Annotated in this window: 22 protein-coding genes and 1 pseudogene; 11 read left to right on the plus strand and 12 right to left on the minus strand. The window is 58.1% G+C overall.

What is annotated here, in order from left to right; all coding sequences use genetic code 11:
- Positions 1 to 260 precede the first annotated feature (260 nt).
- Positions 261 to 674 carry an Lrp/AsnC family transcriptional regulator gene (locus tag RT613_RS09020; protein ID WP_313614702.1) on the plus strand — a complete coding sequence of 138 codons (414 nt, stop codon included), beginning with the start codon at positions 261 to 263 and terminating at the stop codon, positions 672 to 674.
- 36 nt (positions 675 to 710) lie between these two features.
- Here the strand turns inward: RT613_RS09020 and RT613_RS09025 are convergent, their stop codons facing one another.
- Genes RT613_RS09025 through RT613_RS09035 form a run of 3 tightly spaced genes read right to left on the minus strand, consistent with a single transcriptional unit; the run spans position 711 to position 3,771 of the window.
- Positions 711 to 1,703: a substrate-binding domain-containing protein gene (locus RT613_RS09025; RefSeq protein ID WP_313614703.1), complete on the minus strand. Its 993-nt coding sequence runs from the start codon at positions 1,701 to 1,703 to the stop codon at positions 711 to 713.
- Entirely contained in the window at positions 1,700 to 3,091 is a 1,392-nt protein-coding gene (locus RT613_RS09030; RefSeq protein WP_313614705.1) for a sensor histidine kinase, read from the minus strand. The genes RT613_RS09025 and RT613_RS09030 overlap by 4 nt, the downstream gene beginning before the upstream one ends.
- Complete coding sequence (locus RT613_RS09035) at positions 3,091 to 3,771, minus strand: response regulator transcription factor (protein WP_313614707.1); 681 nt, start codon at positions 3,769 to 3,771, stop codon at positions 3,091 to 3,093. Before RT613_RS09035 ends, RT613_RS09030 begins: the two co-directional genes overlap by 1 nt.
- Positions 3,772 to 3,868: 97 nt before the next feature.
- On the opposite strand from RT613_RS09035, the gene phnD reads away from it, so the two are divergent.
- From phnD to RT613_RS09065, 6 genes and pseudogenes are all read left to right on the plus strand, one after another.
- Entirely contained in the window at positions 3,869 to 4,831 is a 963-nt protein-coding gene (gene phnD / locus RT613_RS09040; protein WP_313614708.1) for a phosphate/phosphite/phosphonate ABC transporter substrate-binding protein, read from the plus strand.
- A gap of 39 nt (positions 4,832 to 4,870) precedes the next feature.
- Positions 4,871 to 6,618 (plus strand): annotated as a pseudogene (locus RT613_RS09045) (ABC transporter permease).
- Positions 6,618 to 7,718 (plus strand): ABC transporter ATP-binding protein, encoded by a 1,101-nt coding sequence (locus RT613_RS09050; RefSeq protein WP_313614710.1) that lies wholly within the window; start codon positions 6,618 to 6,620, stop codon positions 7,716 to 7,718. The pseudogene RT613_RS09045 and the gene RT613_RS09050 overlap by 1 nt, the downstream one beginning before the upstream one ends.
- A 35-nt stretch (positions 7,719 to 7,753) precedes the next feature.
- Positions 7,754 to 8,893 carry an ABC transporter substrate-binding protein gene (locus RT613_RS09055; RefSeq protein ID WP_313614711.1) on the plus strand — a complete coding sequence of 380 codons (1,140 nt, stop codon included), beginning with the start codon at positions 7,754 to 7,756 and terminating at the stop codon, positions 8,891 to 8,893.
- 207 nt (positions 8,894 to 9,100) lie between these two features.
- Positions 9,101 to 10,045, plus strand: coding sequence for a GntR family transcriptional regulator (locus RT613_RS09060; protein ID WP_313614760.1), 945 nt, complete (start codon positions 9,101 to 9,103; stop codon positions 10,043 to 10,045).
- 6 nt (positions 10,046 to 10,051) lie between these two features.
- Positions 10,052 to 10,927 carry a sucrase ferredoxin gene (locus RT613_RS09065; RefSeq protein WP_313614713.1) on the plus strand — a complete coding sequence of 292 codons (876 nt, stop codon included), beginning with the start codon at positions 10,052 to 10,054 and terminating at the stop codon, positions 10,925 to 10,927.
- A 38-nt stretch (positions 10,928 to 10,965) separates the two neighbouring features.
- On the opposite strand, the gene RT613_RS09070 is transcribed toward RT613_RS09065, so the two are convergent.
- The 9 genes from RT613_RS09070 to RT613_RS09110 are packed head-to-tail and all read right to left on the minus strand — an operon-like array spanning position 10,966 to position 20,827.
- Positions 10,966 to 11,805, minus strand: coding sequence for an alpha/beta hydrolase (locus RT613_RS09070; RefSeq protein ID WP_313614715.1), 840 nt, complete (start codon positions 11,803 to 11,805; stop codon positions 10,966 to 10,968).
- An 11-nt stretch (positions 11,806 to 11,816) separates the two neighbouring features.
- Positions 11,817 to 12,710 carry an N-formylglutamate amidohydrolase gene (locus RT613_RS09075; protein ID WP_313614717.1) on the minus strand — a complete coding sequence of 298 codons (894 nt, stop codon included), beginning with the start codon at positions 12,708 to 12,710 and terminating at the stop codon, positions 11,817 to 11,819.
- Positions 12,710 to 13,405: an RraA family protein gene (locus RT613_RS09080; RefSeq protein ID WP_313614719.1), complete on the minus strand. Its 696-nt coding sequence runs from the start codon at positions 13,403 to 13,405 to the stop codon at positions 12,710 to 12,712. Before RT613_RS09080 ends, RT613_RS09075 begins: the two co-directional genes overlap by 1 nt.
- Positions 13,398 to 14,255, minus strand: a complete 858-nt coding sequence (locus tag RT613_RS09085) for a creatininase family protein (RefSeq protein WP_313614720.1) — start codon at positions 14,253 to 14,255, stop codon at positions 13,398 to 13,400. The genes RT613_RS09080 and RT613_RS09085 overlap by 8 nt, the downstream gene beginning before the upstream one ends.
- Positions 14,248 to 15,804, minus strand: a complete 1,557-nt coding sequence (locus RT613_RS09090) for a serine hydrolase (RefSeq protein ID WP_313614722.1) — start codon at positions 15,802 to 15,804, stop codon at positions 14,248 to 14,250. The genes RT613_RS09085 and RT613_RS09090 overlap by 8 nt, the downstream gene beginning before the upstream one ends.
- Complete coding sequence (locus RT613_RS09095; protein WP_313614723.1) at positions 15,801 to 17,495, minus strand: ABC transporter ATP-binding protein; 1,695 nt, start codon at positions 17,493 to 17,495, stop codon at positions 15,801 to 15,803. The genes RT613_RS09090 and RT613_RS09095 overlap by 4 nt, the downstream gene beginning before the upstream one ends.
- A gap of 3 nt (positions 17,496 to 17,498) precedes the next feature.
- On the minus strand, positions 17,499 to 18,314 hold the full coding sequence (locus tag RT613_RS09100) for an ABC transporter permease (protein ID WP_313614725.1): 816 nt from the start codon (positions 18,312 to 18,314) through the stop codon (positions 17,499 to 17,501).
- Positions 18,311 to 19,255, minus strand: coding sequence for an ABC transporter permease (locus tag RT613_RS09105; protein ID WP_313614727.1), 945 nt, complete (start codon positions 19,253 to 19,255; stop codon positions 18,311 to 18,313). The genes RT613_RS09100 and RT613_RS09105 overlap by 4 nt, the downstream gene beginning before the upstream one ends.
- 21 nt (positions 19,256 to 19,276) lie before the next feature.
- A complete protein-coding gene (locus RT613_RS09110) occupies positions 19,277 to 20,827 on the minus strand; it encodes an ABC transporter substrate-binding protein (RefSeq protein ID WP_313614729.1) in 1,551 nt (516 codons plus the stop codon).
- A 140-nt stretch (positions 20,828 to 20,967) separates the two neighbouring features.
- Between RT613_RS09110 and RT613_RS09115 the strand changes: the two genes are divergently transcribed.
- The 4 genes from RT613_RS09115 (at position 20,968) to RT613_RS09130 (ending at position 25,227) form a co-directional block, all read left to right on the plus strand.
- Positions 20,968 to 21,429 carry an Lrp/AsnC family transcriptional regulator gene (locus RT613_RS09115; protein ID WP_313614731.1) on the plus strand — a complete coding sequence of 154 codons (462 nt, stop codon included), beginning with the start codon at positions 20,968 to 20,970 and terminating at the stop codon, positions 21,427 to 21,429.
- A 112-nt stretch (positions 21,430 to 21,541) separates the two neighbouring features.
- Positions 21,542 to 23,065 (plus strand): NAD-dependent succinate-semialdehyde dehydrogenase, encoded by a 1,524-nt coding sequence (locus tag RT613_RS09120; protein WP_409558790.1) that lies wholly within the window; start codon positions 21,542 to 21,544, stop codon positions 23,063 to 23,065.
- A complete protein-coding gene (locus RT613_RS09125; protein ID WP_313614733.1) occupies positions 23,062 to 24,435 on the plus strand; it encodes an aspartate aminotransferase family protein in 1,374 nt (457 codons plus the stop codon). The genes RT613_RS09120 and RT613_RS09125 overlap by 4 nt, the downstream gene beginning before the upstream one ends.
- A 36-nt stretch (positions 24,436 to 24,471) precedes the next feature.
- Entirely contained in the window at positions 24,472 to 25,227 is a 756-nt protein-coding gene (locus RT613_RS09130; RefSeq protein WP_313614735.1) for an aldolase/citrate lyase family protein, read from the plus strand.
- Positions 25,228 to 25,233: the final 6 nt, after the last annotated feature.

The following is a 25,233-nucleotide window of genomic DNA, read 5'->3' on the forward strand; positions in this document are numbered from 1 at the left end:
GCGCGAGTAAGTTTCATGCAGGTCGTCTCCCAAAATGATGTCCGGGCTCATGGCAGGACGTCGTGTCTATAGCTTCGATCAATTCGAATTGCTGCCATCAACCGGCCCGCTCTTTTGGATTATCCCGCGTTTTTCGAAGGCCAGGTCTTGTTCAGCAGGAACAAGTGGTAATTTGAGACGGGAGAACAAAAAAGAATACAAAGTGCTTCAAAATTACATATAATGACGAAATAGAAAGTAATTTGACGAAATAGGCAAAGATGGATGACCTTGATAGACGGCTGATTGCCGAGCTGCGGATCAATGGCAGAGCCTCGGTTCCGCAGCTTGCGCAAATTCTCGGTGTGGCGCGTGCCACCGCGCAAAAGCGGCTCGACCGGTTGATCGCGTCGGGCGACATCAAGGGTTTCACCGTCCGGTTGAAAGACGACATCAGCCGCGATCTCATTCGCGCGTTCATTCTGGTTGAAGTGTCCGGCTCGCCCAAACACACCCTGTCGGCCATCAAGCGCCTGCCGGGCGTGGCATCACTTGCCAATACCAATGGTGTCTGGGATGTGGTGGCGGAAATCGAGGTGTCGACCATGTCGGAGTTGAACCACCTTATCTCCACCGTGCGGGGAACCGAGGGTGTTTCCAAAAGCGAAACATTCATCCTGCTCGGCCCGGCCTGACGGACAAGAAAAAGCGGCGCGAGCTCTCAAGTGTCGTCAGTTCACGACCATCTGAAACCAGATGTCGAGAAACTTGCTGCGCTTGATCGTGTCCCGAAACACCAGAAGTTCCGGCCCAAGTTCAATCGCCTGCAAGCTGTCGGATGCCACAAAATCGGCGGGGTAACTGAAGCCCGCTTCGGCCAGCGCAGGTCTTGCTTCCACGCCGTGCAGAGCCTGTAGCACAGTGCGTGCAGCCCGCAGATTTGCTCCACCCTTGGGCATCACAACCGTCCATGGCACAGCCAGCACGTAATCCTGCGGCACGACAATCTGCATATCATCTGGCAAGGCGCCGCTGGCCGAGAGCGCCGATAGCGGCACATTGTAGAGAACATCGATTTCGCCGGCCCGCAACGCGGTCAGAAGATCATCGGTCGTGTCGTAAATTCGAGCTTTTGCCACGCCGAAGGACCGCATCAGCCGCCAGTACAGCGAGGTGCGGATGGAATCCTGTGACGCCAGGAGATAACTGACATCGTCTATGCCGATATTGACGATGCCGACACGCCGCGAAAATTTTTCGCTGTTTTGTTCAAGTGCCCGCACCAACTCGATGCGGGTTCGTGGCAATCGATCAGCAAAGGCATCCTGTCTCAGCACCATCACGGCAGGATCCGACCAGAAACCAAAGACTTCATGGCGCCATTGTTCATCGGCCGTGATGACAGCGGATCCATTGTCAGCGGCGTAACCTTCGTTTGCGACCGAGACCGCAATGTCAGGTGACGAGAACAGGGCAATGTCGAAGGGTGCCGCCGGGCGTTTGGCGTCGGCCGCAATCTGTCCCGAGGACAATCTGCTATAGGAGAGGTCCAGACCCGGCAGGCGCGCCTTGAGCGCGTCGAGCAACGGCGCTATCCGCTCTTCAGAAACAACCCCTGCAACTTTCACGGCGCGGTCTTGCGCCAAGGCGTCTGAGCGCGCGACAGAACCGATCACCAGCATGGCGACTGCCGCAGCCCATATCCAAGCGGACCTGAACATCATGACACCTCGCCTTTGGCAGCCACTGGCAAGATGACCTCGACGGTGAGGCCGCCACCTTGACGGTCGGCAACGGAAATCGTGCCACCAAATGCCACAACCACATCATGGGCAATGGCAAGGCCCAGTCCGGTTCCGGGTCGCTGCGCATCGGCGCGTGCAAAACGCTGGAAAACCCTGCCTTTTTCTGCGTCTGGTATGCCCGGTCCCCTGTCCATCACCTGTAGTGTCGCCCAGCCGTCTATGGCCTCCAGCTGAACAACTGTCGGGCTGGCGGCATGAATAAAGGCGTTTTCGATGACATTTCGCACCATCTCCCGCAACACGACGGGTTCTGCCTCGATCAAGACAGGGGTTTCAGGCTTCACCAATGTCAGGGATGACATCAGACTGGAATAGGCGCTTTCAGCCCGCAGCATCTGCAGGGCATTGTCAACGGCGTCCCTGAAATCAACGATCTCCCTCTCCTGGGTTTCCAGGCGGTGCATGGTGGTTGCGTCCGATAACAGCATGTTGGCCAGTAGCCCGGCTTCGCGCGCATTGTGATGAATGCGTGAGAGGCGGCGATGCATTTGCGGGTCTTGTGTCTCTTCCAGGCCGACCTCGGCCTGCGCCTGAATGGCGGCAAGTGGCGTGCGCAATTGGTGGGCCGCATCGGCCGTCACGCGCTTGACGCCATCCAGAACCGAGCCAAGGCGGTCCATGAATTCGTTGAGAGCCGATACCAGGGCTGAAACCTCGGTCGGCACTTCCCGGTCGATACGGCTGAGATCAGATGGGCGTCGTGCCCGCAAATTGCTTTCAATCAGGCGAAGTGGCGAGAAGGCCGAACGCACGGAAACCAGAATAAGACCACCGGCCAGCAGTGCCACAGCAACGGCTGGCAGCATGCCGTTGAATGTCAATTGGCCTGCCAGTTCCTGCCGTGCTTCGCGTGTTTCCGCCACCATCACGCCAATCCAGCCACCCGCACCCGTCACCGTGTCGGCACGGTAGCGCTGCACGGAGGCAATGCGCACCGGATCGCCGCGGTAAACCGCGTCATGCAGATGCAATGCGTCATCCTGCACGGGCGGCATGTCCAGTCCCAATATCGGTGAGCCGGTGACCAGACTGCCATCCGGTGCGGTCACGCGGTAAAACACCCGGTTGAGACGCGATGTGCCGAGGATTGCAAAGGCCGAATAGGGAATGTCGACCGTGACCGCTCCCTCCTCAATGCCGACGGTATCGGCAATGGCAAGTGCAGACGCCGTCAAAACGCGGTCAAACGCCTCATCGGCCGCCTGTTTGGCATAGCTGCGCACCGTCAGGGCAATCACACTGCCGATGATCAGGAACAGACAGGCCGTTGTGATGAGCAAACGTCGTTCAATCGACAATCGCGCCATCAGTTCACCGCATCCGTCTTGCTGCGCAACAGATAACCAGCCCCGCGATGGGTGATGATCTCCACATCGACGGTTTCGAGTTTCTTGCGAACGCGCGACACCAGCAGTTCGACCGCGTTCGGCGTTCCCTGGTCGTCATGGCCAAACAGTTTGAGATAGAGCTTGTCCTTGCTGACCGTGTTGCCGGCATGGGCGGCCAGCACTTCCAGGATTTCGAATTCGCGGCGGCCAAGCTCCAGCGGTTTACCGTCCACACTGGCGGCACGCGAGGACAGGTCAACTTCCAGCAGGCCGATCCGGATGACAGATTTCGCAAGGCCCTTGTGGCGGCGTGTCACGGCCCGCATGCGGGCTTCCAACTCGCTGAGGTCGAACGGTTTGACAATGTAATCATCCGCGCCGAGGTCAAGCAGGCTGATCTTGTCATCAAGCTGGTTTCTGGCGGTAATCACCAGAACAGGGGTTGGCGAATTACGCTCGCGCATATGCGCCATCACATCAAAGCCGCTTCGCCCCGGCAGGTTGATGTCGAGCACCACAACGTCAAATTCACCGTAGATTGCCAGCTCTTCGCCGGATATGCCGTCCTGCGCATGTGTCACATGGTGCCCGGCACGCGTGAATTTCGATTCAATCGCTTCGGCAATGTCGACGGAATCTTCTATGAGGAGCACACGCATGAGGTTGACAGGACTCTGACAGGAATTTCGGTATAGCTATCAGTCTATAGCAAGGGGTTGACCGACGCGAGCCGGTAAAATCCTTCGGGAGGAGAAAATGAAATACCACCGCATCTTTGCAGCATGCGGCATGTTGATCGCTTTCCTGTCGGCCAGCGCTGCGGCCGCAAAAGCCGAACCATGCAATCAGCGTACGGCGCTTGATCAGGCTTATTGTGACGCAGACGGCGATCTCGTCGCCGACCTGCCAACCGATACCTCGAAACTGCGCGATCCCGACACGCTTGTCTGGGCCTTTGCGCCGATTGAAGACCCAGCCGTTTATGCGCGGCTGTTTCGTCCCTTCACCCAACATCTCTCGACCTGCCTCAACAGGCAAATCGTCTATTACCCCGTGCAATCGGTCTCGGCAGAAATTGCGGCCATGCGGTCCGGTCGTCTGCATTTTGCAGGTTTTTCCACCGGTCCCACCGTTAAGGCCGTCAATCTGGCCGGTGCCGTGCCCTTTGCTGCAAAAGGGCAAAATGGCGAAATACGCGGCTATCACCTCGTTGCCATCGTTCGCGCCGATTCGCCTTACCATGCACTTGGTGATCTGAAGGGCAAACGTGTGGCCCATGTCGCCGTGGCCTCCAACTCAGGCAATCTTGCACCACGCGCACTGTTCCCCGCCGAGGGTCTGGTGCCTGATACGGATTATCGACCAATCATGTCCGGCGGGCACGACAAGTCCGTGATGGGCGTTCTGTCCGGTGATTACGACATGGCGGCTGTTGCGTCTGATGTTGTGCAGCGATTGGTCGAACGTGGCTCGATAGACCGCAATGCCATCAGGGTCATCTATGAAAGCCCCCTCTTCCCGACCGCCGCCTTTGCGCATGCTCATGATCTTGACCCTGTTCTGACGGAAAAGCTCAAGGCATGTTTCTTCTCATTCCGTTTTCCGCCTGAAATGACCGCCGCCTTCAATGGCGATGAGCAGTTCCTGCCAGTACAGTATCAAGAGGCCTGGCGCGCGGTCCGTGCGGTAACTGATGCTGTCGGTGCGCTACCGGACTGACGTCCAAAAGCCACCGCTTCGAACCCAGAAAGTGATGTTATGACCCTGCAAATCCCTTTGCCGGAGGACCACTCACGTCCTCGTCCGGCCTGGAAACGGCTGTTTTATCTTCTGCGCGTCAATAGCGCTGACCCGACGCTTCTTCTGGCGCTCCTGCTGCTGGTTGTGTTCGGTTATCTCATTCTTGCGCCCGTGCTGCTGTTGCTGGTGGATGCCATCACCGTGCATTTTGCCGATGTTGCACGCACCCGTCAGGAGCTCGGTGATCTCACGCTTTATTATCTGAACCGCGTGCTTCTTTCGCCGATTTCGCGTGATCTCTTCTGGTGGCCGCTTGCTCATACGGCAATCATTTCAGTTGCCGCAATCGTCATCGCCTTTCTGGTCGGAGGACCGATCGGCTGGTTGTTGAGCCGCACAGACCTGATGGGCAAGAAGTGGTTTTCGACAGCACTTCTCGTGCCCTACATGCTGCCATCCTGGACATTCGCGCTTGCCTGGCTGACGCTTTTCAAGAACCGGACGACAGGCGGTCAGCCGGGCTGGATGGAGACGCTCGGTTTCACGCCGCCGGATTGGCTGGCCTACGGCGCCCTGCCGATCTCACTCATTCTGGCATTGCATTATGCGCCCTTCGTCATTCTGCTGTTCGGCAATGCACTCAAGCAGTTCGACACGCAGCTTGAAGACTCCGCGCGCAGCCTCGGTGCAAGCCCTCGGGTTGTTGCACGCCGTATCATTCTGCCGCTGATGATGCCGTCGCTGGTGTCCGCCGCCACGCTCATCTTCGCTAAGTGCCTGGGTGACTTCGGCGTTGCCTATGTTCTCGGCGTGCCCGTCGGTTTTGATGTGCTCGCAACTTCGCTGTTCCGCGCCATTTCGACCAGTCAGGCGGGTGCTTCGGCCGTGCTTGCTGGCATGATCGTGCTTCTGGGAGCGATCTCCATCGTCATCGACATGCGCCTTCTCAAGGAAGCCAAACGGTTTGTCACCATTGGCTCCAAGGGTGCCATGGTTCGCCAGACGGCACTGGGCAAATGGCAGGCGCCAGCGCTCGCCTGGGCTTTCACGGTCTTTGCGATCAGCGCGGCGATCCCGCTCATTGCTCTGACGCTGACCACCGTCATGAGGGTGCCGGGATCGTTCAGTCTGGACAATTTCACGCTTGATTACTGGATCGGTACCGATCTCGGCACGACAGCATTGCAACAGGGCATTTTGCTGACCGGTGAATTCTGGCGCCGGTTGGCTTCGTCTCCGTTGCCCTCAGACAGATCACCTTCCTGCCCTATCTGGTGCCAGGCATCGCCTTTGCTGCAGCGTATCTCTCGATGTTTGCGGTTGCCCGTCCGCCGCTGCCAGCACTTTACGGAACACCCATCATTCTGGTGCTTGCCATTCTCGCAGATCAGATGCCATTCGCTTCGCGCGCCGGCATCTCGTCCATGATGCAGCTTGGCAAGGAACCAGAAGAAGCCGGACAGATTGTCGGCGCGGGCTGGTTCCGCCGCATGCGCTCCATCGTTCTGCCAATCCAGCGCGGCGCATTGGTTTCGGCGATCCTCCTGCCATTCATCTCCGGCATCAAGGGTCTCAGTCTTGTCGTGGTTCTTGCCGTTCCTGGCACGGATTTGCTCACGACCTACGCAATTCGCCTTGTCGATTACGGCTACAGCCAGGCTGCCAACGCCGTGGTGGTGATGCTGTGCGTCGTCGCCTTCACAGGAACGATGCTGGTTCAGAAGATCAGCAAGGCCAACCTCTCAGACGGTATGGGAAGCAAATAATGTCTAGCATTACCTTGGAAAATATCCGCAAGAATTATGGTCGCACCGGCCCTGCCGCCATTGCCGACCTCAACATGGAAATCGGTGCCTCCGAATTCCTTTGCCTGCTTGGCCCGTCCGGCTGCGGCAAGACCACCACCTTGCGCATGATCGCCGGTCTTGAACACCCGACCGATGGCCGCATTCTGGTAGACGGCAAACCGATCGTCTCCGTTGAAGACGGTGTTTTCACCGTGCCGGAAAAACGCAACATGGGGCTGGTGTTCCAGAACTATGCTCTGTGGCCGCATATGACCATCCGCGACAATGTTGCGTTTGGTCTGACCTTGCGGTCCATACCGGCCGGCGAACGCGACGCCATTGTCGATCAGGTGATGACCAAACTCGGCATTGCCAAATATGCCGATCGTTACCCGGCCCAGCTTTCCGGCGGTCAACAGCAGCGCGTCGCACTGGCCCGTATGCTGGCCTTGAAACCATCCATCATCCTGCTGGATGAACCTCTGTCCAACCTTGACGCCAAACTGCGACTGGAGATGCGCGCCGAACTCAAGCGCATTCATGCCGAGGCGGGTTCGACCATTGTTTTCGTGACCCATGATCAGTGGGAAGCCATGACGCTTGCCACCACCATTGCGGTAATGAGCGAAGGTGAACTGCAGCAGATCGGCACCCCTGATGATATCTATGAGCGTCCTGCCAACCGGTTTGTGGCCGAATTCGTCGGCAGCCTGCCCATCAACATCATCGAACGTGCAGACGGTGTCTCCGGTCCGCTGCATGTCTGGCTGGACAGTGTTCTTTCAACATTCGGCATTGACGGCGCGCCTGTTGTTTCGGCTGGCATCAGGCCGGAAGCCACCCGCGTCGGCCAGTTGTCGGCTGAGGAAGCCACCCGTCGTGCCGCAGGCCAGGGCAAGATCGTTGACGTCGTTCCAACAGGTGGAAGCTGGATTGTCGAGCTCGACGTCGAAGGCTGCAGCTTCTTTGCAATCGCAACCGAAAACCCGCGTGTCGCCGCAGGCGAACGCATCCATTTCTGGGTCGAAAAGCAGCATCTGCACCTGTTCGACCAGGATAAGAAACGCATCGCGCTGTGACGGGATGTGAACTCAAAGGCAGTGGAGGAAAAACTATGCCTAAACTATCGACCTATATGCTGGCGGGCATCTCCGTCATGGCTCTCGGCCTTGCAAATGCTGCAGCGCAGGACGCCAAGGAAATTGGCATTCCCGATAGCGAATATTCGCTGGAAGCACTGATCGAAGCGGCAAAAAAAGAGCCGCCGATCACCGTTATCGACGCGACAGGCAAAATTGTCTCGATGGCCGAGAACTTCTCGAAAACCTACGGCCTCAAAGCAACCGGCGTGAAGATGAACGGTCAGGAACAGGAGCAGGTCATCTCGCGTGAAGCGGCTGCTGGTAACGTTCGCACCGACGTCTTCAACATGAGCAACCTGCCATCCGTCGCCAGCCAGATCCTGCCGCAGGGTTTTGGCGTGTCGTGGCTTGCTCCTGATCTGAAGGACAAGGTTCCGGCTCAATATCAAAGCCCTGCGATCACCAGCAACAACCCCTGGGTCTTCTCCTATAACACCGATGTTAATGGCGAGACCTGCCCGGTCAACAATCTCTGGGCACTGACGACAGAAGAGTGGAAAGGCCGCGTTGCCATTCCAGATCCCCTGCTTCGTAACGAAACCATGTTCTGGTTCAACCAGCTTGCCACCCATGGCGACGAAGCAATGCGCGAGGCTTACAAGGCACAGTTCGGTGAAGAGCTGAAGACCGATGAGGCAAGTGCAACGGCTGAGTGGGTCAAGCGTCTGGCGCAGAACAAACCGAAGGTGACCAAGTCCGACACCGATGTTGGTCCGATTGTTGGTGCCAAGGAAGAAAAGCCACCAATCGGCTTCCTCAGCGCGGCGATTTTCCGGGACGCCAAAAAAGACGGTTACGGCATGGGCATCTGCAAGGAAATGAAGCCTTGGGTCGGTCAGTTGACACCACGTGTGGCGGTGATTGCGGCCGGCACAAAAAGCCCCAACGCTGCCAAGCTTTTCGCCCGTTTCATGATGACGGCAGAAGGCATGGCACCGCAGCTCATCGACGGCAAGCTCTCCACCAACACGGACGCGAAAATGCCTGAAGGAGAAGCTTCAGGCGTCGCAAGCGTTGTCGACCTTCTCTATGTCAACCATTCGGAAACGACAGCGGATGATTTCGCCAAACTTCAGGATTGGCAGGACTTCTGGTTGTCCAATTCCCGATAATTGAACTGGCCCCACGTCATGTCGGCGTGGGGCCAAGTTGATAGGCCGCTGATCATTCAATCCAGTCGTTTATCAGGGCGAATGCACCTTTTGCTGCCTGCAACCGGAAATTATATCGCAATCCACCAAATCATCTTTTGAAGCCTCGGATATTTTGTATTATGTGTGTGCATAATTCATTTTTATCTTTTAGAGGATTGCTTGTTCGTGGATGCAAATGGTGGCCCGTCGGAGCAGTTCACGCTGGAAACCAGCGAACTGAGTTCGTTACAGATCGAGGTAGCCCGCAAACTCATGCCGATCATCCGTGGTGGACGGTGGGCAATTGGTGAAAAAATCTCCGATGCGGCGCTTGCCCGCGAATTCGGCATTTCCCGTACGCCCGTGCGACAGGTGCTGCAATTCCTTGCTGAAAAGGGTCTGCTGGCGCAAACCGACAATCGTGGTTTTGTGCTGGTGCGTGTTCCCGCCGGCGATGATCGTTTTGAGGAAATGGTGCCGCCGTCCGGCGTCGATACGCTTTACCGGCAGATCATGCATGCGCGGGCCAATGGGCTGATTGGCAGTGAAGCCTCGGAAACCGAGTTGCTCGAGCATTTTGGCACGTCACGCGGTGTGGTCCGTCGCACCTTGATGCGGCTGTCTGCCGAGGGGCTGGCGGAACGTCGCGATGGCCACGGCTGGCGGTTTGCCGAATGCCTCGACAATCGCCAGGCCGTTAATGAAAGTTACGCTTTCCGCGCCATCATCGAATGTGGTGCGGTCATGGAAGATACGTTTCGGGTTGATCTTGGTGCTCTTGAAGCTCTGGAAGCCGAGCAGACAGCGCTTCTCAACGCGCCGCTTGCCAGCATTGAAGGGTCCGCCTGGTTTGAAGCCAATGCCCGTTTCCACGAAACGGTGGTGTCCTGGTCTCATAACCGCTTTCTGGAGCAGGCCATTCGCCGCCAGAACAGCCTGCGCCGCATGACGGAATATGCCGAATTTGCCGAACTGAGCGAGGCTGGCGTGCGCAAGGCGGCCCGTGATCACTTGGCCATTCTGGAAGCCATCAAGGCAGACGATCGCAAACTGGCCTCCGCCATTCTGTTTCGCCATCTCAGCCGCTCGCCGGCCAATGGCGAGGTCAGGCCAGCCCGGATCAGCGACTGAGGCAGCATGGCACGCATCTTCTGCCGTGATCTCTGCATCGAACGAGGTGAGCCGGCGCCGGGGCTCGGTCCCTCGTCACGCAGTTACGTTCTGCTTCATTGGCCGCGCGGTGACTGGCGTGTGCCGCGCATCACCTCACACGGCATGACCCCTGCCCTTGCCGATGCCATCGTCGCAGCCAATGCCGCCGGCATTCATGTGGCACTGGTCGATGGTGATGATATCGGCTTTACCCATCAAGGCATCGTCCGAAACCATGTGACGCCTGACGAGGCAGCGGATCTGTTGCAGGACATAACCAGAGGCGGCACAATTGAGGGCGAACTCGATCCGAGGCAAACAATCGTCTGTTGTACCGATGGCAAACAGGACCCGTGCTGCGCCCGTTACGGTTTTGCCACCTGGAAAGCCTTGCGGCAGGCCGCTGACCCCGCCCGCTTTCGCATCCTGCAGTCCACCCATCTCGGCGGATGCCGTTTCGCGGCGTCACTTGTGGTTTTGCCTCAACGCGCCCGTTACAGCCGGCTGGAGCCGACGCAGGTTGAGGAGTTTCTGGCCTGTCTTGAAAAGGGAATGCCTTACCTCGCCGCCTATCGTGGCAACCCTGCCTTGTCAGCGCCGGAGCAGATGGCAGAGTTCGCCGTCCTGTCATGGGCGGCGCAACGCGGCGTTACAGGCGATGTTTCCTTGTCGACAAAAGACCATGCCGATGCTGGCAGCCAGATGATGCGTTATGGGGCGACAGTCGGCGCCAGTCGCATGACGGTTGTTGTCGAAAAGGCTGATTTTGATGTGAACACACGCTGTGTGACGATCCCTGAGCCTGAAGGCACCAAAAGCGTTGCCCGTTGGGTCGTCACATCAGTTGTTGCCGAAAACTGAAAACCCAGTCTCCGGCAACACCTTTCAGGAAAAGCTAGTCAGTCCAGTGTTTCAAGCACGTTGGAAAAGAACGCCTTTACCGGCGGCTGAATGCCTGTGCCATCATGGCTGATGCCAGGCACCGTGTCGAAACGTGGTTCAACACCGATTGCCTTCAAGCCTTTTTCCAATGTGCGCAGACGCTCGACGCGCGTCTCGCCGCTGTCATTGATGCCGTCCATCCAGAATGCCGATTTCGGCCCGACGGTCACATCCCAGGTCTCGATATCTGCGTCACCAATGACCAGTTGGACGGCCACCCGACGCATCGCGTCGACATCAAGCGGCTTGCCGAAAATCTCGTCCATGCCTTTCAGCCCAACCCACCAGGATGCACGCGCATCCGGCAAGGTCACGGTGCCCGGGGCGCCGACGGAAACGGCTTGCAGCCTGTCAGGATGAAGATAAAGGAAACGATGGGCAAATTGCGCGCCGCCTGAAAAACCGTGCATCAGCACCTTGTCTTTTTTCACGCGGTAACGGCCTGCCAGTTCTTCGATCATGTCGAGCAGAATGAGATCATAGCGGATGCCATGATAAATCATGTGCTTGTAATTGTGCAGATCTTCCGGGTCATCAATGCCGGCTGGAAACAGCGGTGCGAGCAGAACGCATTGGTGCTTTTCTGCAAAATCAATGAATTCATCCCGCAGAATATCAGCGTCACGCAGGCTGCCGTGAACCAGAACGGTAACCGGATGCACCTTGTCGCCGGTTGGATCATAGCCTTCAGGAATGTAGCAGCACCATGAGAAGCGTTGATCCATGCGCGATGCAAAGATCGGTGTGCGACCTCGGCGATAGAAATTAAGCGGCGCAGCCGTTTGCTGGGCAGGCATGACAGATCCTCTCAGAGCTTCTTGGGTTGTTGCTGGCTGGCGTAATCGGCCAACACACGGTTCATGCGGGCCAGCACTGATTTCAGCGCCTCGTAACCACCGTTACGTTCGCGCGTTGTCTCATCCATGTAGAGCTTGCGGTTGATTTCAAACTGCACGCTGTGGCGTTCAAGTGCTGGGTTGGAATAGGCCGCGACCAGCTCCGCGCCACGGAACGGCTTGTTCAAGGCAACGGTCAAACCTTCTCCTTTCAGTGTTTCGGCAATCAACGACACGAATTCTGCCGAGGCCGATCCGCCATGCAGGTCGCCAAGGCAAATGTCGGCGCGCACCGTTCCGGCGGGATCGGAGGAAATGGCGTGACCGACCGCAGTCATTGAGTGGCAATTGATGTGATAGACCCGGCCAAACCGCGCATAAACCGCGTTCAAAAGTGCTGCAAGATAGTGGTGGTAGGGCTGCCAGTAGGTGGCAATTCGCGCCTCAGCTTCCGCCACACTCATCGGGCTGGCATACATCGGTTCATCGCCCCAGGCGTAACGCCACATCAGGCCCATGCCACGCTTTGCCGTGCCACTGTCACGCACCGGATGGGGCCATTCGCCCTCGACAAGCAAAGTGTCCATATCCAGCAGTGAGCGATTGACGTCGAGAAAACTGCGCGGGAAATGCGCCAGCAGCAACGGCGCACCGATCTCGCTTGCCGACATGAACAGGTCATCAATATGCGTATCGGCAGCTACGCGGACACGTTCGGCTGAGACGGCAGGGGCAAAGTTATGAGGCATTTCAAGCCCGCTATGGGGGCTGTCAAACACCATCGGAACCAGCGGCGTGCGCGGTGCGATCACCGACAGCACACCCTCCAGCGTGACATCTTCAAGATTGCCGAATGTCTGGATCATCAATTTTTACCTTCATTGTCAGTCGGATTGAGCCGCGCATTGATCTTGGCCACCGCACGGGTAATGTCGCCGAGCTTTTCGCCGGCAAGCAGTCGCTCCATGGTGCGGGCAACACGGCCCTCGCGGGCCAGGCAGATAGCGGCAATGTCAGCCGCCTCATCGGCTGGCAGCACCACCACACCGGATGCATCCCCCAGAACGATATCTCCCGGCAGAACCGGCACGCCACCACAGGCAATCGGCCGATTGAACGTGCCGCCGAGATCAAGCTGGCGGGTGGTCACGGGTGAGACGCCACGGCACCAGACGGGCAGTCCTTCTGCGAGAATTTCGGCGGCATCGGTGCAGGGTCCGTCAATGATCACGCCCGCCACACCGGCCATGCGCGCGGCACGCGCCACCGCCCCGCCAAGGCAGGCGTGACGATCATCCCCGAGCCTGTCGATCACCAGCATGTCGCCGGGACGCACATGGCTCAGTGCATAATGCAGAAGGGTCGAACACATCGCCGGAATGGCCAGTGTCACCGCAACACCGGCACGGGCTTTCTGATCCGGCCTCACCGCCTGTATGTCACCACGCATGAAGCCGGTATGGCGCAAATGTCCAACACTTGCCGTTTCGATCTGCTGTAGCGCGTCGATAACCTCCTGCTGCACCACGGCTGGCATCGGGCCAATTCGCAATTCAGTCATCAGCGTCTCCTTGCCGTGAAGCATCTGGTTGTTCGCTATAGGGCTTTACAGCGTCTCTTGGATCAAAACTGGCGAGATGACGCATCAATTGTGCTGTGTGATCAACAATATGATCACAAATCGCTTTGCCTTTTTCAGCACTTGCCAGTGAGGCAAGGCCACCCAGCATGCCGGCCGGATCAACTTCCGTGCAATCAAGCGGGATCTGCAGTGGCAATCCGTTGAACCGGCTGGCGGAGACACCGCCAATCGGCAAGCCGAACACGCTGCCGCGCGGCGCGGGTGCGCGTACCGCCTCACCATCCACCAGGTCCGGAAACAGATGCATGTAAACCGACGTCATCGGTTCGCCGCCATGGCCGCGCACACGTCCGGCGTTTTCGCCATAAAGGTTGGTCCACAGACTGTCGGGCAGGCTTTGCCAGATGTTGAGAGACGGGATCAGCACCCCCTTTTCCCTCCGCACTTTGCGGCACACCTGGTCGATCAGGGATGCATTGGTGGTGTGCCCGTTGAAGATCAACAGCCTGTTGTGACCGTGGTCGAGGAAGGAGGTTAAGATGTCCTCCAGCACTGCTGTAAAGGTCGCGGCGCGCAATTGAATTCCACCGGCAATCGCCCGGAAAAATTCGGCATAACCAAATGGCAGAACCGGTGCCGTCAGGCCATCGCCTGCGGCGGCACACATTTCCGACAGGCGCTGCGTCAGCATGAAATCGCCCATCGGCGCATGTGGCCCCTGCTCTTCTTGCGACGCAAGCGGTATGAGGATCACTGCCGGGCGCTTCATGCGCTCGGCAAAGGCCTCATGCGTCATGTGAGAAATGGCAACCTGTCCGCTTTCACCCATGTTGCCGCTCCCTTGTCGTTTGGCGCGTCAACTGTCCAACCAATTCCGGCAGTGCCATTTCGGAGGAGTTGACGTTGACGGACCTTGAAAGCGTGACGGTTTCACCGGAAAAACGCAGACGAACGGTGTCGCGGAATGCGGTTTCAACGAATATCCAGTCCATCTCCAGAACAGGGTGATCCTTTTCGCCCGTCATCATTCGGGCGCAGGCGACCACCTTCAACCCACCATCGGGCTGATAGGAATGATGCAGCCGTGCACCCGGCATCGTGGTCACTGTTTCGAGGTAGTGCCCGCACCCGGCGCGTACCTCATGGGTTCCGTCGGCATCGCTCAGCGTGAAGACAACAGCGTCCTTATCATTGGTTACGGATATGGTTTTCACGTCCTGGTCGTTTGCCGCCATATGCCATGTGCCGCACGGCAGTTCTTCCGAGTTGAAAGCCACATCAGTAAAATCTTTCAGTCGCAACCCGGCCAGTCTGTCCTCAAGCATCCGGTCGGCGTCCGAAGGGGCAGCCCCGCTGCCAAGCGCTGGACGCAACAGGTCGTAGATCAGGCGATGGACACGCCGGTCGCTGTCTTCCAGCCCTCCGGTAAAGGCAACAACGGCCTTTTCCTGTGGCAGGACGATGCAATATTGCCCGAACAGCCCGTTGGCGGAAAAGCTGTCATGCGGTCCACGCCACCATTGATAACCATAACCTTCACGCCGGCTGACCTTGCCGTCATCTGAGACCTCGTCGGGTCCGAGATAATGGTCGCCAGTAAAGACGCCCAGCACCACGTCACGCACCTGCATTCCCGTTGCTGCCTGCACCCAGGACCGGGGCAGAAGCTGGCGGCCCTGCCACTCGCCTTGCTGCAGGTGCAGGATGCCGAGTTTCAACATGTCTTCGCTGGTGCAACTGAGGCCATTTCCACCGGTGTTGACGCCGTCGGTGCCGGTATCCCAACTCATGCCGGATGACATGTCCATCGGTTTGAAAATGCGCTCGGAAAGATAGTCCGCGATCATGCGTCCGCCGACCTGCTGCACGATGGCAGACAGCATGTAACTTGCCGCACTGTCGTAAACAAAAACGTCGCCCGGCCGGTGTGGGGTTTGCTGGCGCAGAAAATCCTCGATCCAGCTTGATGTCAGCCGTCGCCAGGAACCACCGGAAATGCCGCGGCCGTGGCCGCTGGTCATGGTCAGAAGGTGCCGTATCTTCATGGCGCGAAGATTGTCGTCAACCGGCCCGGTGTAATCGGGGAAGAAGGACAGCACCGTATCATCGACCGAAAGCAGGCCGTCAGCAACCGCCAGCCCCACCGCCATCGAGGTGAAACTCTTGGTGACCGAATGCATCATATGCGGGCGCGCCGCCGTATAGGGAGCCCAATAGGCGTCGGTGATCAACGCACCATTTTGCCAGATCAGCAGGCTGTGCAGTTCCAGGTCCTGACGTTCAATCTCATCAAGCATGGCAAGCACAACGGCCGGGTCGGTTTGGTGTGCACAAGGCGTGGCACGCGGCAGGCCTGTGGGTATTGCGGTATGTGTCATTGATATGCGTCCGCCTGCTTGCCTTGGCCCTGCTGGCCTTGCATCCGTGCTGCTTCGTCCGGTGCAAAACGCCAGTTGAGCGAGACACCGGTTTCCGTGCGGGTCAGGGTTGGAATGGCTGAGAGCAATGCCCGTGTGTAGTCCGATTGTGGACTGTCAAAAATCACGTCGCGGCTGCCCTGTTCGACGATGGCGCCGTCGCGCATCACCACCACGCGGTCGGCCAGTTGCTCCACCACACCAAGATCGTGGCTGATGAACAGGCAGGAAAAACCATAACGTTTTTGCAGGTCTGCCAGCAGCTCCAGAACCTTCGCCCTCACCGTCACATCCAGTGCCGATACCGCTTCATCGGCGATGACAAATTGTGGTCGCCCAACCACGGCACGGGCAATCGCCACACGTTGCCGCTGGCCGCCGGACAGTTCGTGCGGGAAACGATCAAGGTAGCGTTCGTCCAGTCCGACTTCCTTGAGAATGGCGACGGTACGCTGCTTTTTCTCGTCTCGGCTGATCTCTGTGTCGTGCCGCAAGGCCTCTGCGACGATGTCGCGAATCTTCATGCGTGGATCAAGCGACCCGAACGGATCCTGAAAGATCATCTGGCAATTCAGGCGGTAGTGACGCCAGGCTTCAGACCCCGGCTTCACCTCTTCACCGGCAAAGGAAATCTGCCCCGATGAGGCTGGCACCAGCCCGGCAATACAACGGCCAAGGGTGGTCTTGCCTGAACCGGACGCACCAACCAGCGCCACGATTTCGCCGGGGCGCACCACCAGATCAACACCATGCAGTGCTTTTTTGGTTTTGCGTGGCGCAAGAAAACCGCCGCTTGCGCTGTAGGTCACCTCGATGCCGCGCGCTTCCATCACCGGCTTTGTGGCGGCATCAATCTGCCGCGCCGCTCCGCGCACCGGCATGGATTGCAGCAATTCGCGGGTATAGTCGTGGGTCGGATGGGAAATGATCTGCTCGACCGGTCCCTGTTCGACAATCTCGCCCTGTCGCATCACGATCACACGGTTGCAGTAGCGTGCCACCATGGGCAGGTCGTGGCTGATCATCAGCAGAGCCGTGTTTTCGCTGCGCACCATCTCCAGCATCAGTTCCAGCACTTCGCGCTGGACCAGCGCATCAAGGGCGGTGGTCGGTTCGTCGGCGATCAGCAGGGATGGTTTGAGCAGCATGGCAGAGGCCAGCATCATGCGCTGGCGCATGCCGCCGGAAAACTGGTGTGGGAAGGCCAGCAATGCACCGTCCGGATCCTGAATGCCGACCCGTCGCAAGATATCGAGAATACGCTGGCGCCGTGCGGCTTTATCCAGCCTTGTGTGCAGTTTCAGCGGTTCCTCAAGCTGTTTGCCGATGGTCATCGACGGATTGAGGGAGGTCATTGGCTCCTGAAACACCATGCCAAGCCTGGAGCCGCGCAACGCGCGGATTTCCTTTGCGGTCATGGCAGGCACCGAGCGTCCTTCGAAACGGATGTCCCCGCCGGAAATCGCAATGGCTGGTGGCTGAAGACCCATCAGGCTGCGGGCCACCATGGTTTTTCCGGAACCACTTTCCCCGACGATACCAACGATTTCACCCGCACCGACCTCGAAAGACACATCTTGCACGATGCGGTGCTCGGTCATGCTGTTTACGGAAAGGCTGAGATGTTCAACCTGAATGAGAGGCTGGTTCATGGCTTACAATCCCCTCATGCGTGGGTCGAAACGGTCGCGGATTGCATCCCCGAACAGGTTGATGCCGAGCAGCGACAGAGAAATGCAGAGACCCGGGAAGATGCCGAGCCAGATGGCTTCGGCGATGTGCGGGCGGCCGCTGGCCAGCATGTTGCCCCAGGTGGGCGCCGGTGGTGGAACACCGAGACCAAGGAAGCTGAGTGCACTTTCGGTCAGCAGCACCGAGCCGAACATCGAGGTTGCCAGCACGATCACCGGACCAAGGCAGTTCGGCACGATATGGCGAAACATCGTATAGGCAGCGGAATTGCCCATGATGCGGGATGCTTCGATAAATTCCCGCTCACGCAGTGACAGCACCGAACCGCGCACCACGCGCACCATGGAAGGCGTATAGGCAATGCCGAGCGCCAGGATGATGCCATACATGTTGGCACCGGTGATCGACAGCAGGGCCAGTGCCAGCAACATGCTGGGAAAGGCAAGAAGTGCGTCGTTGAAAGCCATGATCACCCGGTCGGTCCAGCCACGGGCATAACCTGCCAGCACGCCAAGGATGATGCCGGAGAGAACGGCAATCGACACAGTGACGAGACTGATTGATACGCTGGTTCCCGCTGCGGTCATCAGCCGCGATAACACATCGCGACCAAACTCATCGGTGCCCAGCCAGTGGACGGCATCCGGTGCCTGCAATTTGGCACGCAGGTCAATGCGCATCGGATCGAAGGGTGTCCAGATCCGTCCGGCAAGGGCGGCCCCGAAAAAACAGGCCAGAAGCGCGCCGCCGAAGATACGATTTCTCTGATGGCGTTTCATTCTGCAGTCACTCTCGGATCGAAAAGGGGATAAAGCAGGTCAACCAGCAGATTGACGAGAAGATAGGTCACGGCCACAAACAGCAGGCAGCCCTGCACCACGGCGTAGTCGCGGGCATAGATGGAATCGACGATCAATCGTCCAAGGCCGGGAATGGTGAAGACGGTTTCCACCACGGCAACACCACCAAGCAGGTTACCAAGAATAAGGCCGATCAGCGTCCAGGTCGGGCCGAAGGCATTGCGGGCCGCATGGCGCATCAACACCGCCCATTCGCTGAGACCCTTTGCACGGGCATGGGTAATGTAATCCAGCCGCAAGACATCCAGCGTCGAGGCGCGTGCCATGCGCACGATGATACCCACCTCATGCAGAACCAGTGTCGCCACCGGCATGATCAGGTAGATCAGTCCCGCAACCGCATCTTCGGTCACGGAGACATAACCAAGCACCGGCAACCAGCCGAGCTTGAGGCCGAAACCGAGCAGGATCATCAATCCCAACCAGAAGGTCGGGACTGACAGAAGCAAGGTCGACATGGCAACGATGACCAGATCAAGGCTGCCATTCTGTTTCCAGGCTGCCGCCATGCCGAGTGGCACGGCGATCAGCACCGAAAGTGCAACTGCAATCAGTACCATCCAGGCACTGGTTGAAAATCGTTGCAGCACCAGTTCCAGCACAGGCTGACCATTAAGGACAGAGTGGCCGAGATCGCCCTGTATGACATTGCCGAGCCAGATAACGAACTGGAGCGGCACGGGTTGGTCCAGTCCCATCGATTTGCGGGCCGCGGCCAGTGTATCGGCATCAGCGAGATCTCCGAGCATCAGACTGGCCGGGTCGCCAGGTATCAGGCGAACAAGACCGAACACCGCCACCGAGACGATGAACAGGGTGGGGATTGCCGATAATAATCGGCTCAGGGCAAATTTAAGCATCACGCTATCCGACAGTCACTTTTACTGGTTTTTTTCAACGCCCCAGAAGCGGGCAAAGCCCTGCCAGGTGCGGTAGCCCTTCACTTTGGGGCCGGAAACGCCGACATCGAGGCCGTTGGCCAGCATCACGAAAGGTACTTGCTGCAGAAAACGGCTGTGCAGATCATCAAAGATCGGCTGGCGTTTGGCCGGGTCAGCCTCCTGCAGCGCACGACTGACGAGTTCGCTCACCTCGGCATCGTCCCAGATGGCATTGGCCTTTTTGGCCTTTGAGCCGACAACCGTCTGGTAGGCGAGCGCCGGATCGGTTCTGTTGGAGTAATTGAATGCCATGATCTGGAATTTACCGCTGTTGAAGCGGTCAAGCTGGCTTGCCCATTCCAGAACTTCGATCTCGGCATTGATGCCGACCGACTGCAACATCGCCTGCGCTATGATTGCCGTATCGTAGTTGATAGCAGAGCGGCGGTTGGTGAGAATGGTGATCTTCTCGCCCTTGTAACCGGCCTTGGTCAGCAATGCCTGCACGGCGGTCGGGTCATAGGTATATCCCTTGTCCTGCGCTGACGTGTGATAGAGCGAGCCGGATGCCACCAGAGAATTGTTGGTCACGCCGAGACCATAGGTCACGGAATCGACGATCTGTGGTGTGTCGAGCGCTGCAATCACCGCCTGGCGCATTTCCACCTTGGACATCAGCGGATCGGCAGTCTGGAACAGCATGGTGATCAGGCCGCCATGCGGTGCAGCAACAATCGTGAAGTCCTTTTCATCCTTCAGCTTTGCAGCTTCTGCCGGAGGCAGGTAGGGAAGAACATCCAGCGCACCACTGCGAAGACCCGCCACGGCGGTTGCCGTATCCGGCACGATGACATATTTGACCTCGTCGACCAGCACGTCCTTGCGTCCGCCATAACCATCCGGCTTGTCGCCAAATGGGGCATAATCGGCAAATTTCTTCAGCGTCAGCCCCTGCCCGCGCTTCCACTCGCCAAACACGAATGGACCGGTGGCAACCGGTGTTTTCCAGTTGCCGGCATCACCAAAGGACGAGCGGTGAACGATGCCCGTGGAACCACATTGCGCCTGTGCCATATAGTTCAGGAACATCGCGTCCGGGCGATCCAGCGTCAGGACAACAGTCTTGTCATCCTTCGCCTCGATCGTTTCGAGCTTGGCGTCACGGCTGCCGTCAAAAAAGGCCTTGCAGTTGAATTCCGGGTCACGGATCAACTTTTGAAGGCTCCACTGCACATCGGCGGCAGTCATAGGTTCGCCGTTGTGAAACTTCACGCCGTCACGCAGGGTAAATGTGTAAACTTTGCCGTCGTCGGAAACGGTCCATTCCTTGGCAAGCATCGGGCGAATTTCACCCTTTTCGCCGGCTGCAACGAGGCCCTCCACCACATTCAGCATGACTGAGTCCGTGCCTGCATCGCGATTGATGCCTGGCTGGGAACTGCGGATATCTGCGGTGATCTGAACATTGAGCGTATTGGCGAAAGCCAATCCGGGAAGCGCCAGAGCGGCAGATGCGAGGAATGCGCGCATGGCCGTTTTCGACAGTGACATAAGTTCGCCCTCTTGTTTTATGTTGATGCAAAAAACATTTCATATGTAAAAAACATAGTCAAGCATGTTTCAATGTGCATTATAAAAACATGTTCAAACCATATCGATCCGGCCTGATTTAACACCCCTGTCACCCGGCAATGGAGGAAAAACTGAAACTCGATCCCATCGATCAACGCATCATTGAAGCGGTCAAACGCAATGGACGCCTTACCAAACAGGCGCTGGCCGAGGCGGTTGGCCTGTCGGCAACGCCGGCCTGGGCACGGCTGAAACGGCTGGAAGCGGAAGGCATCATTACCGGTTACCATGCCCGTGTGTCGCGCATCGAGCAGGCGGCAGCTGTCAAAGTGCTGGTAGAGGTCACCCTCGCCAGTCATCGCCATGCGGACTTCAAGCGCTTTGAAGCTGCTATCGGCGAAATAACGGAAATCGTTTCCTGCTGGTCGGTGGGCGGCGGCGTCGATTATTTCCTGACGGTCGAGACTGCCGACATTGATAGTTATCAACGCCTTATTGATCGTTTGCTGACCATGGAAATCGGCATCCAGCGTTATTTCACCTACATTGTTACACGCACGGTGAAAGACCGTCCGGACTGAAACCAGTCGATAAACAGTCCGGCCGGGCTGTGATGCCGCCGTCTTTGGACCAACCGCTCATCCCGGTTCTGTAATACTCGCCTCACGTCAATAACACCCGAGGACAGAACATATGAGCGAGGCCCTGATGAGCCGCCGCGAGCGGCGGCATGTCGCACTCGATAGTCTTGAAGACCCCGGCCTGTTGCGTGAGCTTTCCTATTGTGATGGACGATGGATCGCCGGAGCGAAGGATTTTGCGGTGACGGACCCGGCAACCGGTCAGCCCATCGCGCGGGTGACCATGGCCGGTGTGGATGAGGTTCACACCGCCATCGCTGCGGCCTCCCAGGCATTCCCCGGCTGGCAGGCATTGTTGCCTGAAAAACGTGCCGCCCTTCTGCGCAACTGGGCAGAACTGATCCGCAAGCACCGGCAGGATTTGGCACTGATCATGGTGCTTGAGCAGGGAAAACCGTTTGCCGAAGCCTTGGGCGAGATCGACTACGCCGCCTCGTTTCCCGAATGGTACGCCGAAGAAGGTCGCCGCCTGAATACCGAAGGCGTGACACCTCACCTGCCTGAGGCGGAGATGATCATCCGCCGCGAAGCGATTGGTGTTGCGGCTCTGGTCACCCCCTGGAATTTCCCCTCTGCCATGCTGACACGCAAGGCGGCAGCCGCCCTCGCGGCAGGCTGCACTGTCGTCGCTCATCCGTCGAGTGAAACGCCCTTGTCGGCTCTGGCGCTGGTGGAACTCGCCGAACGTGCCGGATTTCCACCCGGTGTCTTTAATGTCTTGACGGGAGAGTCCATCGAGATCGTCGGCGCATTGTGTGACGATGCTCGTGTCGGTGCGCTCAGCTTTACCGGTTCGACCCATGTCGGAAAACTGATCGCCGGCCGCTGCGCGCCGACCATGAAAAGGCTGGTCATGGAACTGGGTGGCCATGCGCCCTTGATCGTCTTTGAAGATGCAGATGTCGGCCACGCGGTTGATATTGCCATGGATGCAAAATTTGCAACATCCGGGCAGGATTGCCTCGCGGCCAACCGCATCTTTGTGCATCGCTCCTTATACGATGCCTTCCTCAAGCAGTTTGCAGAGCGCATTGCTGAACTTCGTGTCGGCAATGGGCTGGAGCCGGACACCGACATTGGCCCGCTGATGCATCAAAAGGCGCTCAGCGGTGTCGAGGCTCAGGTGCGCGATGCGCTTGCCCGCGGAGCGGACTGCATTGTCGGCGGAAAACCGCATCCGGCAGGTCCGCTTTTTTACACACCGACGCTCCTCGCCAATGTCGGCGATGATGCTCTCATCATGCGCGAGGAAACATTTGGACCGGTTGCCGCTGCCAGCGCTTTCGACAGTGAAGACGAGGTTATCCGCCGCGCCAACAACACCGGTTATGGTCTTGTTGCCTATGTGGTGACGGAAAATGGCGCCCGCCAATGGCGGCTCGGACGCGCCCTGCAATTTGGCATGGTGGCCATCAACCGCGTCAAGATCACTGGAGGCCCGGTGCCGTTTGGCGGCTGGAAACAATCCGGCCTTGGCCGCGAAGGCTCACGCCACGGCATCGAGGCCTTCACCGAACTCAAATATCTCTGCATCGACACACCTGCCCAAAGCGGGATGGAAAGGACACACGCATGACCGACCAACGCAACGATCTCAACGCCTGGGACCGCAATCACTTCTTTCACCCTTCAACGGCCATGGGTGCCCATGCCCGTGGTGAAACCCCGACCCGCACCATTGCCAGCGGTGAAGGTGTCTACATCACCGACACCACCGGTCGCCGCAGTCTGGATGCCTTTGGTGGTCTCTATTGCGTGAATGTCGGCTATGGACGTCAGAAAATTGCCGATGCGATTGCCGAGCAGGCCCGGTCCCTGGCCTATTACCACGCCTATGTTGGTCATGGCACGGAGGCCTCGGTCACGCTTGCCCGCATGATCATCGAGCGCGCGCCGCGCAATATGAGCCGTGTGTATTTCGGTCTTTCCGGTTCCGATGCCAATGAAACCAACATCAAGCTGATCTGGTATTACAACAACATTCTCGGACGTCCGGAAAAGAAGAAGATCATCTCGCGCTGGCGCGGCTATCACGGCTCCGGCATCATGACCGGCAGCCTGACTGGCCTTGAAGCCTTCCAGAAGAATTTTGATCTGCCGCGTGCGCCTATTCTGCACACCGAAGCTCCCTATTTCTTCCGTCGCGAAGACCGCAACATGAGCGAGGTGGAGTTTTCCGCCGACTGCGCCCGCAAGCTGGAAGAGCTTATTCTGGCGGAGGGTCCGGATACGATTGCCGCCTTCGTTGGTGAGCCAATTCTCGGCACGGGCGGCATTGTTCCGCCGCCACAGGGCTACTGGCAGGCCATTCAGGCCGTCTTGCGCAAATATGACATCCTGCTGGTGGCCGATGAGGTCATTACCGGGTTTGGTCGTCTCGGCACCATGTTCGGTTCGGACCATTACGGCATCGAGCCTGATCTGATCACCATCGCCAAGGGCTTGACCTCTGCCTATGCACCGCTGTCTGGCAGCATCGTTGGCGACAAGATGTGGGATGTGCTGGTTCAGGGTTCCGATCAGCTCGGGCCAATCGGCCACGGCTGGACCTATTCTGCCCATCCGATCTGCGCGGCAGCCGGTGTTGCCAATCTTGAACTGATCGATGAGCTGGGTCTTGTCGAAAACGCCAAGGTGACCGGTGCGTGGTTCCGTGACGCGCTGGCACAGGCGGTTGGGTCCCATGCCAATGTCGGTGACGTGCGTGGTGATGGTCTGATGGCGGCCGTGGAACTGGTGGAAGATCGCGATGATCGCCGTTTCTTTGATCCGTCCAAGAAGGTCGGTGCTTCCATCGTCGCAGCCATGCTGGAGCGTGGCGTCATTGCCCGTGCCATGCCGCAGGGCGACATCATCGGTTTCGCACCACCCTTGTGCCTGACGAAGGAAGAGGCAGAGCACATTGTCTCCGTCACAGCAGATGCCGTCCGCCATGTCCTTGGATAACAGCGGCCCTTCCCCTTCCGATCGGAGATATCAGTCATGACACCTGTCTCACGACACAAATCAGCCGTTTGGCTTTCAGGACCCAACGTTGCCGCAGCGGAAATTGCGGCATCCATCGGTTACACCTCAGCCGTTCTCGATATCGAGCATGGCAGTTTCGACCTCGACACGCTTGAGCGTTTCATTCCGGTCCTCAAAGGTCTGGGCCTCGACGTGTTGGCAAAGGTTCTGGCCCCGGAACGTGGTCCCATTCAGCAGGCGCTGGATTTCGGTGCCGATGCCGTGGTCATTCCGCATATTCTCGACGCTGCGCATGCGGAAAAGACATGCTCCTATGCAAAGTTCCCGCCGCATGGCGAGCGCAGCTTTGCCGGTGGACGCACCGTTTCTTATGGGAGCCCGGACGATCAGTGGTTTGTCGATCAGGATCGCAACACCCGTTGTTACCCAATGATCGAACATGCTGGCGCGCTCAGAGACATCGACAAGATCCTCGCCCTTGCCAGTGTCGACGGCGTTTTCATTGGCCCAAGCGATCTGTCACTGCGCCGTGGCCGTGGTGCCTATAAACGCAGTGAGGCCGATTTTACCGACCTGAAAACTGTGGCTGATGCGGCGCATGCGGCCGGCAAGCACTGGCTTTTGCCGGCCTGGAGTGTTTCGGAGAAGGAATTCGCCCTCGCAAACAACGCCCACACGCTGGTGTTGACCATGGAACATGGCGCCATCGCCCTTGGTCTTCGCGACGCCTGGAATACGACGGCAAAAATCCTTGCCCCTGCAGCAGATTGATAAAGG

Origin of the sequence: Agrobacterium sp., from assembly GCF_032092815.1 — a bacterium.
Classification (GTDB): domain Bacteria; phylum Pseudomonadota; class Alphaproteobacteria; order Rhizobiales; family Rhizobiaceae; genus Agrobacterium.

Coding starts and splice junctions, on each gene's coding strand:
- RT613_RS09075 (WP_313614717.1), bottom strand. CDS start 12,710: ATGATCCAGACATTCGGCAATCTTGAAGATGTCACGCTGGAGGGTGTG.
- RT613_RS09035 (WP_313614707.1), bottom strand. CDS start 3,771: ATGCGTGTGCTCCTCATAGAAGATTCCGTCGACATTGCCGAAGCGATT.
- RT613_RS09100 (WP_313614725.1), bottom strand. CDS start 18,314: ATGAAACGCCATCAGAGAAATCGTATCTTCGGCGGCGCGCTTCTGGCC.
- RT613_RS09095 (WP_313614723.1), bottom strand. CDS start 17,495: ATGAACCAGCCTCTCATTCAGGTTGAACATCTCAGCCTTTCCGTAAAC.
- RT613_RS09055 (WP_313614711.1), top strand. CDS start 7,754: ATGCCTAAACTATCGACCTATATGCTGGCGGGCATCTCCGTCATGGCT.
- RT613_RS09065 (WP_313614713.1), top strand. CDS start 10,052: ATGGCACGCATCTTCTGCCGTGATCTCTGCATCGAACGAGGTGAGCCG.
- RT613_RS09110 (WP_313614729.1), bottom strand. CDS start 20,827: ATGTCACTGTCGAAAACGGCCATGCGCGCATTCCTCGCATCTGCCGCT.
- RT613_RS09050 (WP_313614710.1), top strand. CDS start 6,618: ATGTCTAGCATTACCTTGGAAAATATCCGCAAGAATTATGGTCGCACC.
- RT613_RS09120 (WP_409558790.1), top strand. CDS start 21,542: ATGAGCGAGGCCCTGATGAGCCGCCGCGAGCGGCGGCATGTCGCACTC.
- RT613_RS09085 (WP_313614720.1), bottom strand. CDS start 14,255: ATGGGTGAAAGCGGACAGGTTGCCATTTCTCACATGACGCATGAGGCC.
- RT613_RS09080 (WP_313614719.1), bottom strand. CDS start 13,405: ATGACTGAATTGCGAATTGGCCCGATGCCAGCCGTGGTGCAGCAGGAG.
- RT613_RS09020 (WP_313614702.1), top strand. CDS start 261: ATGGATGACCTTGATAGACGGCTGATTGCCGAGCTGCGGATCAATGGC.
- RT613_RS09130 (WP_313614735.1), top strand. CDS start 24,472: ATGACACCTGTCTCACGACACAAATCAGCCGTTTGGCTTTCAGGACCC.
- RT613_RS09090 (WP_313614722.1), bottom strand. CDS start 15,804: ATGACACATACCGCAATACCCACAGGCCTGCCGCGTGCCACGCCTTGT.
- RT613_RS09030 (WP_313614705.1), bottom strand. CDS start 3,091: ATGGCGCGATTGTCGATTGAACGACGTTTGCTCATCACAACGGCCTGT.
- RT613_RS09025 (WP_313614703.1), bottom strand. CDS start 1,703: ATGATGTTCAGGTCCGCTTGGATATGGGCTGCGGCAGTCGCCATGCTG.
- RT613_RS09125 (WP_313614733.1), top strand. CDS start 23,062: ATGACCGACCAACGCAACGATCTCAACGCCTGGGACCGCAATCACTTC.
- phnD (WP_313614708.1), top strand. CDS start 3,869: ATGAAATACCACCGCATCTTTGCAGCATGCGGCATGTTGATCGCTTTC.
- RT613_RS09070 (WP_313614715.1), bottom strand. CDS start 11,805: ATGCCTGCCCAGCAAACGGCTGCGCCGCTTAATTTCTATCGCCGAGGT.
- RT613_RS09105 (WP_313614727.1), bottom strand. CDS start 19,255: ATGCTTAAATTTGCCCTGAGCCGATTATTATCGGCAATCCCCACCCTG.
- RT613_RS09115 (WP_313614731.1), top strand. CDS start 20,968: ATGGAGGAAAAACTGAAACTCGATCCCATCGATCAACGCATCATTGAA.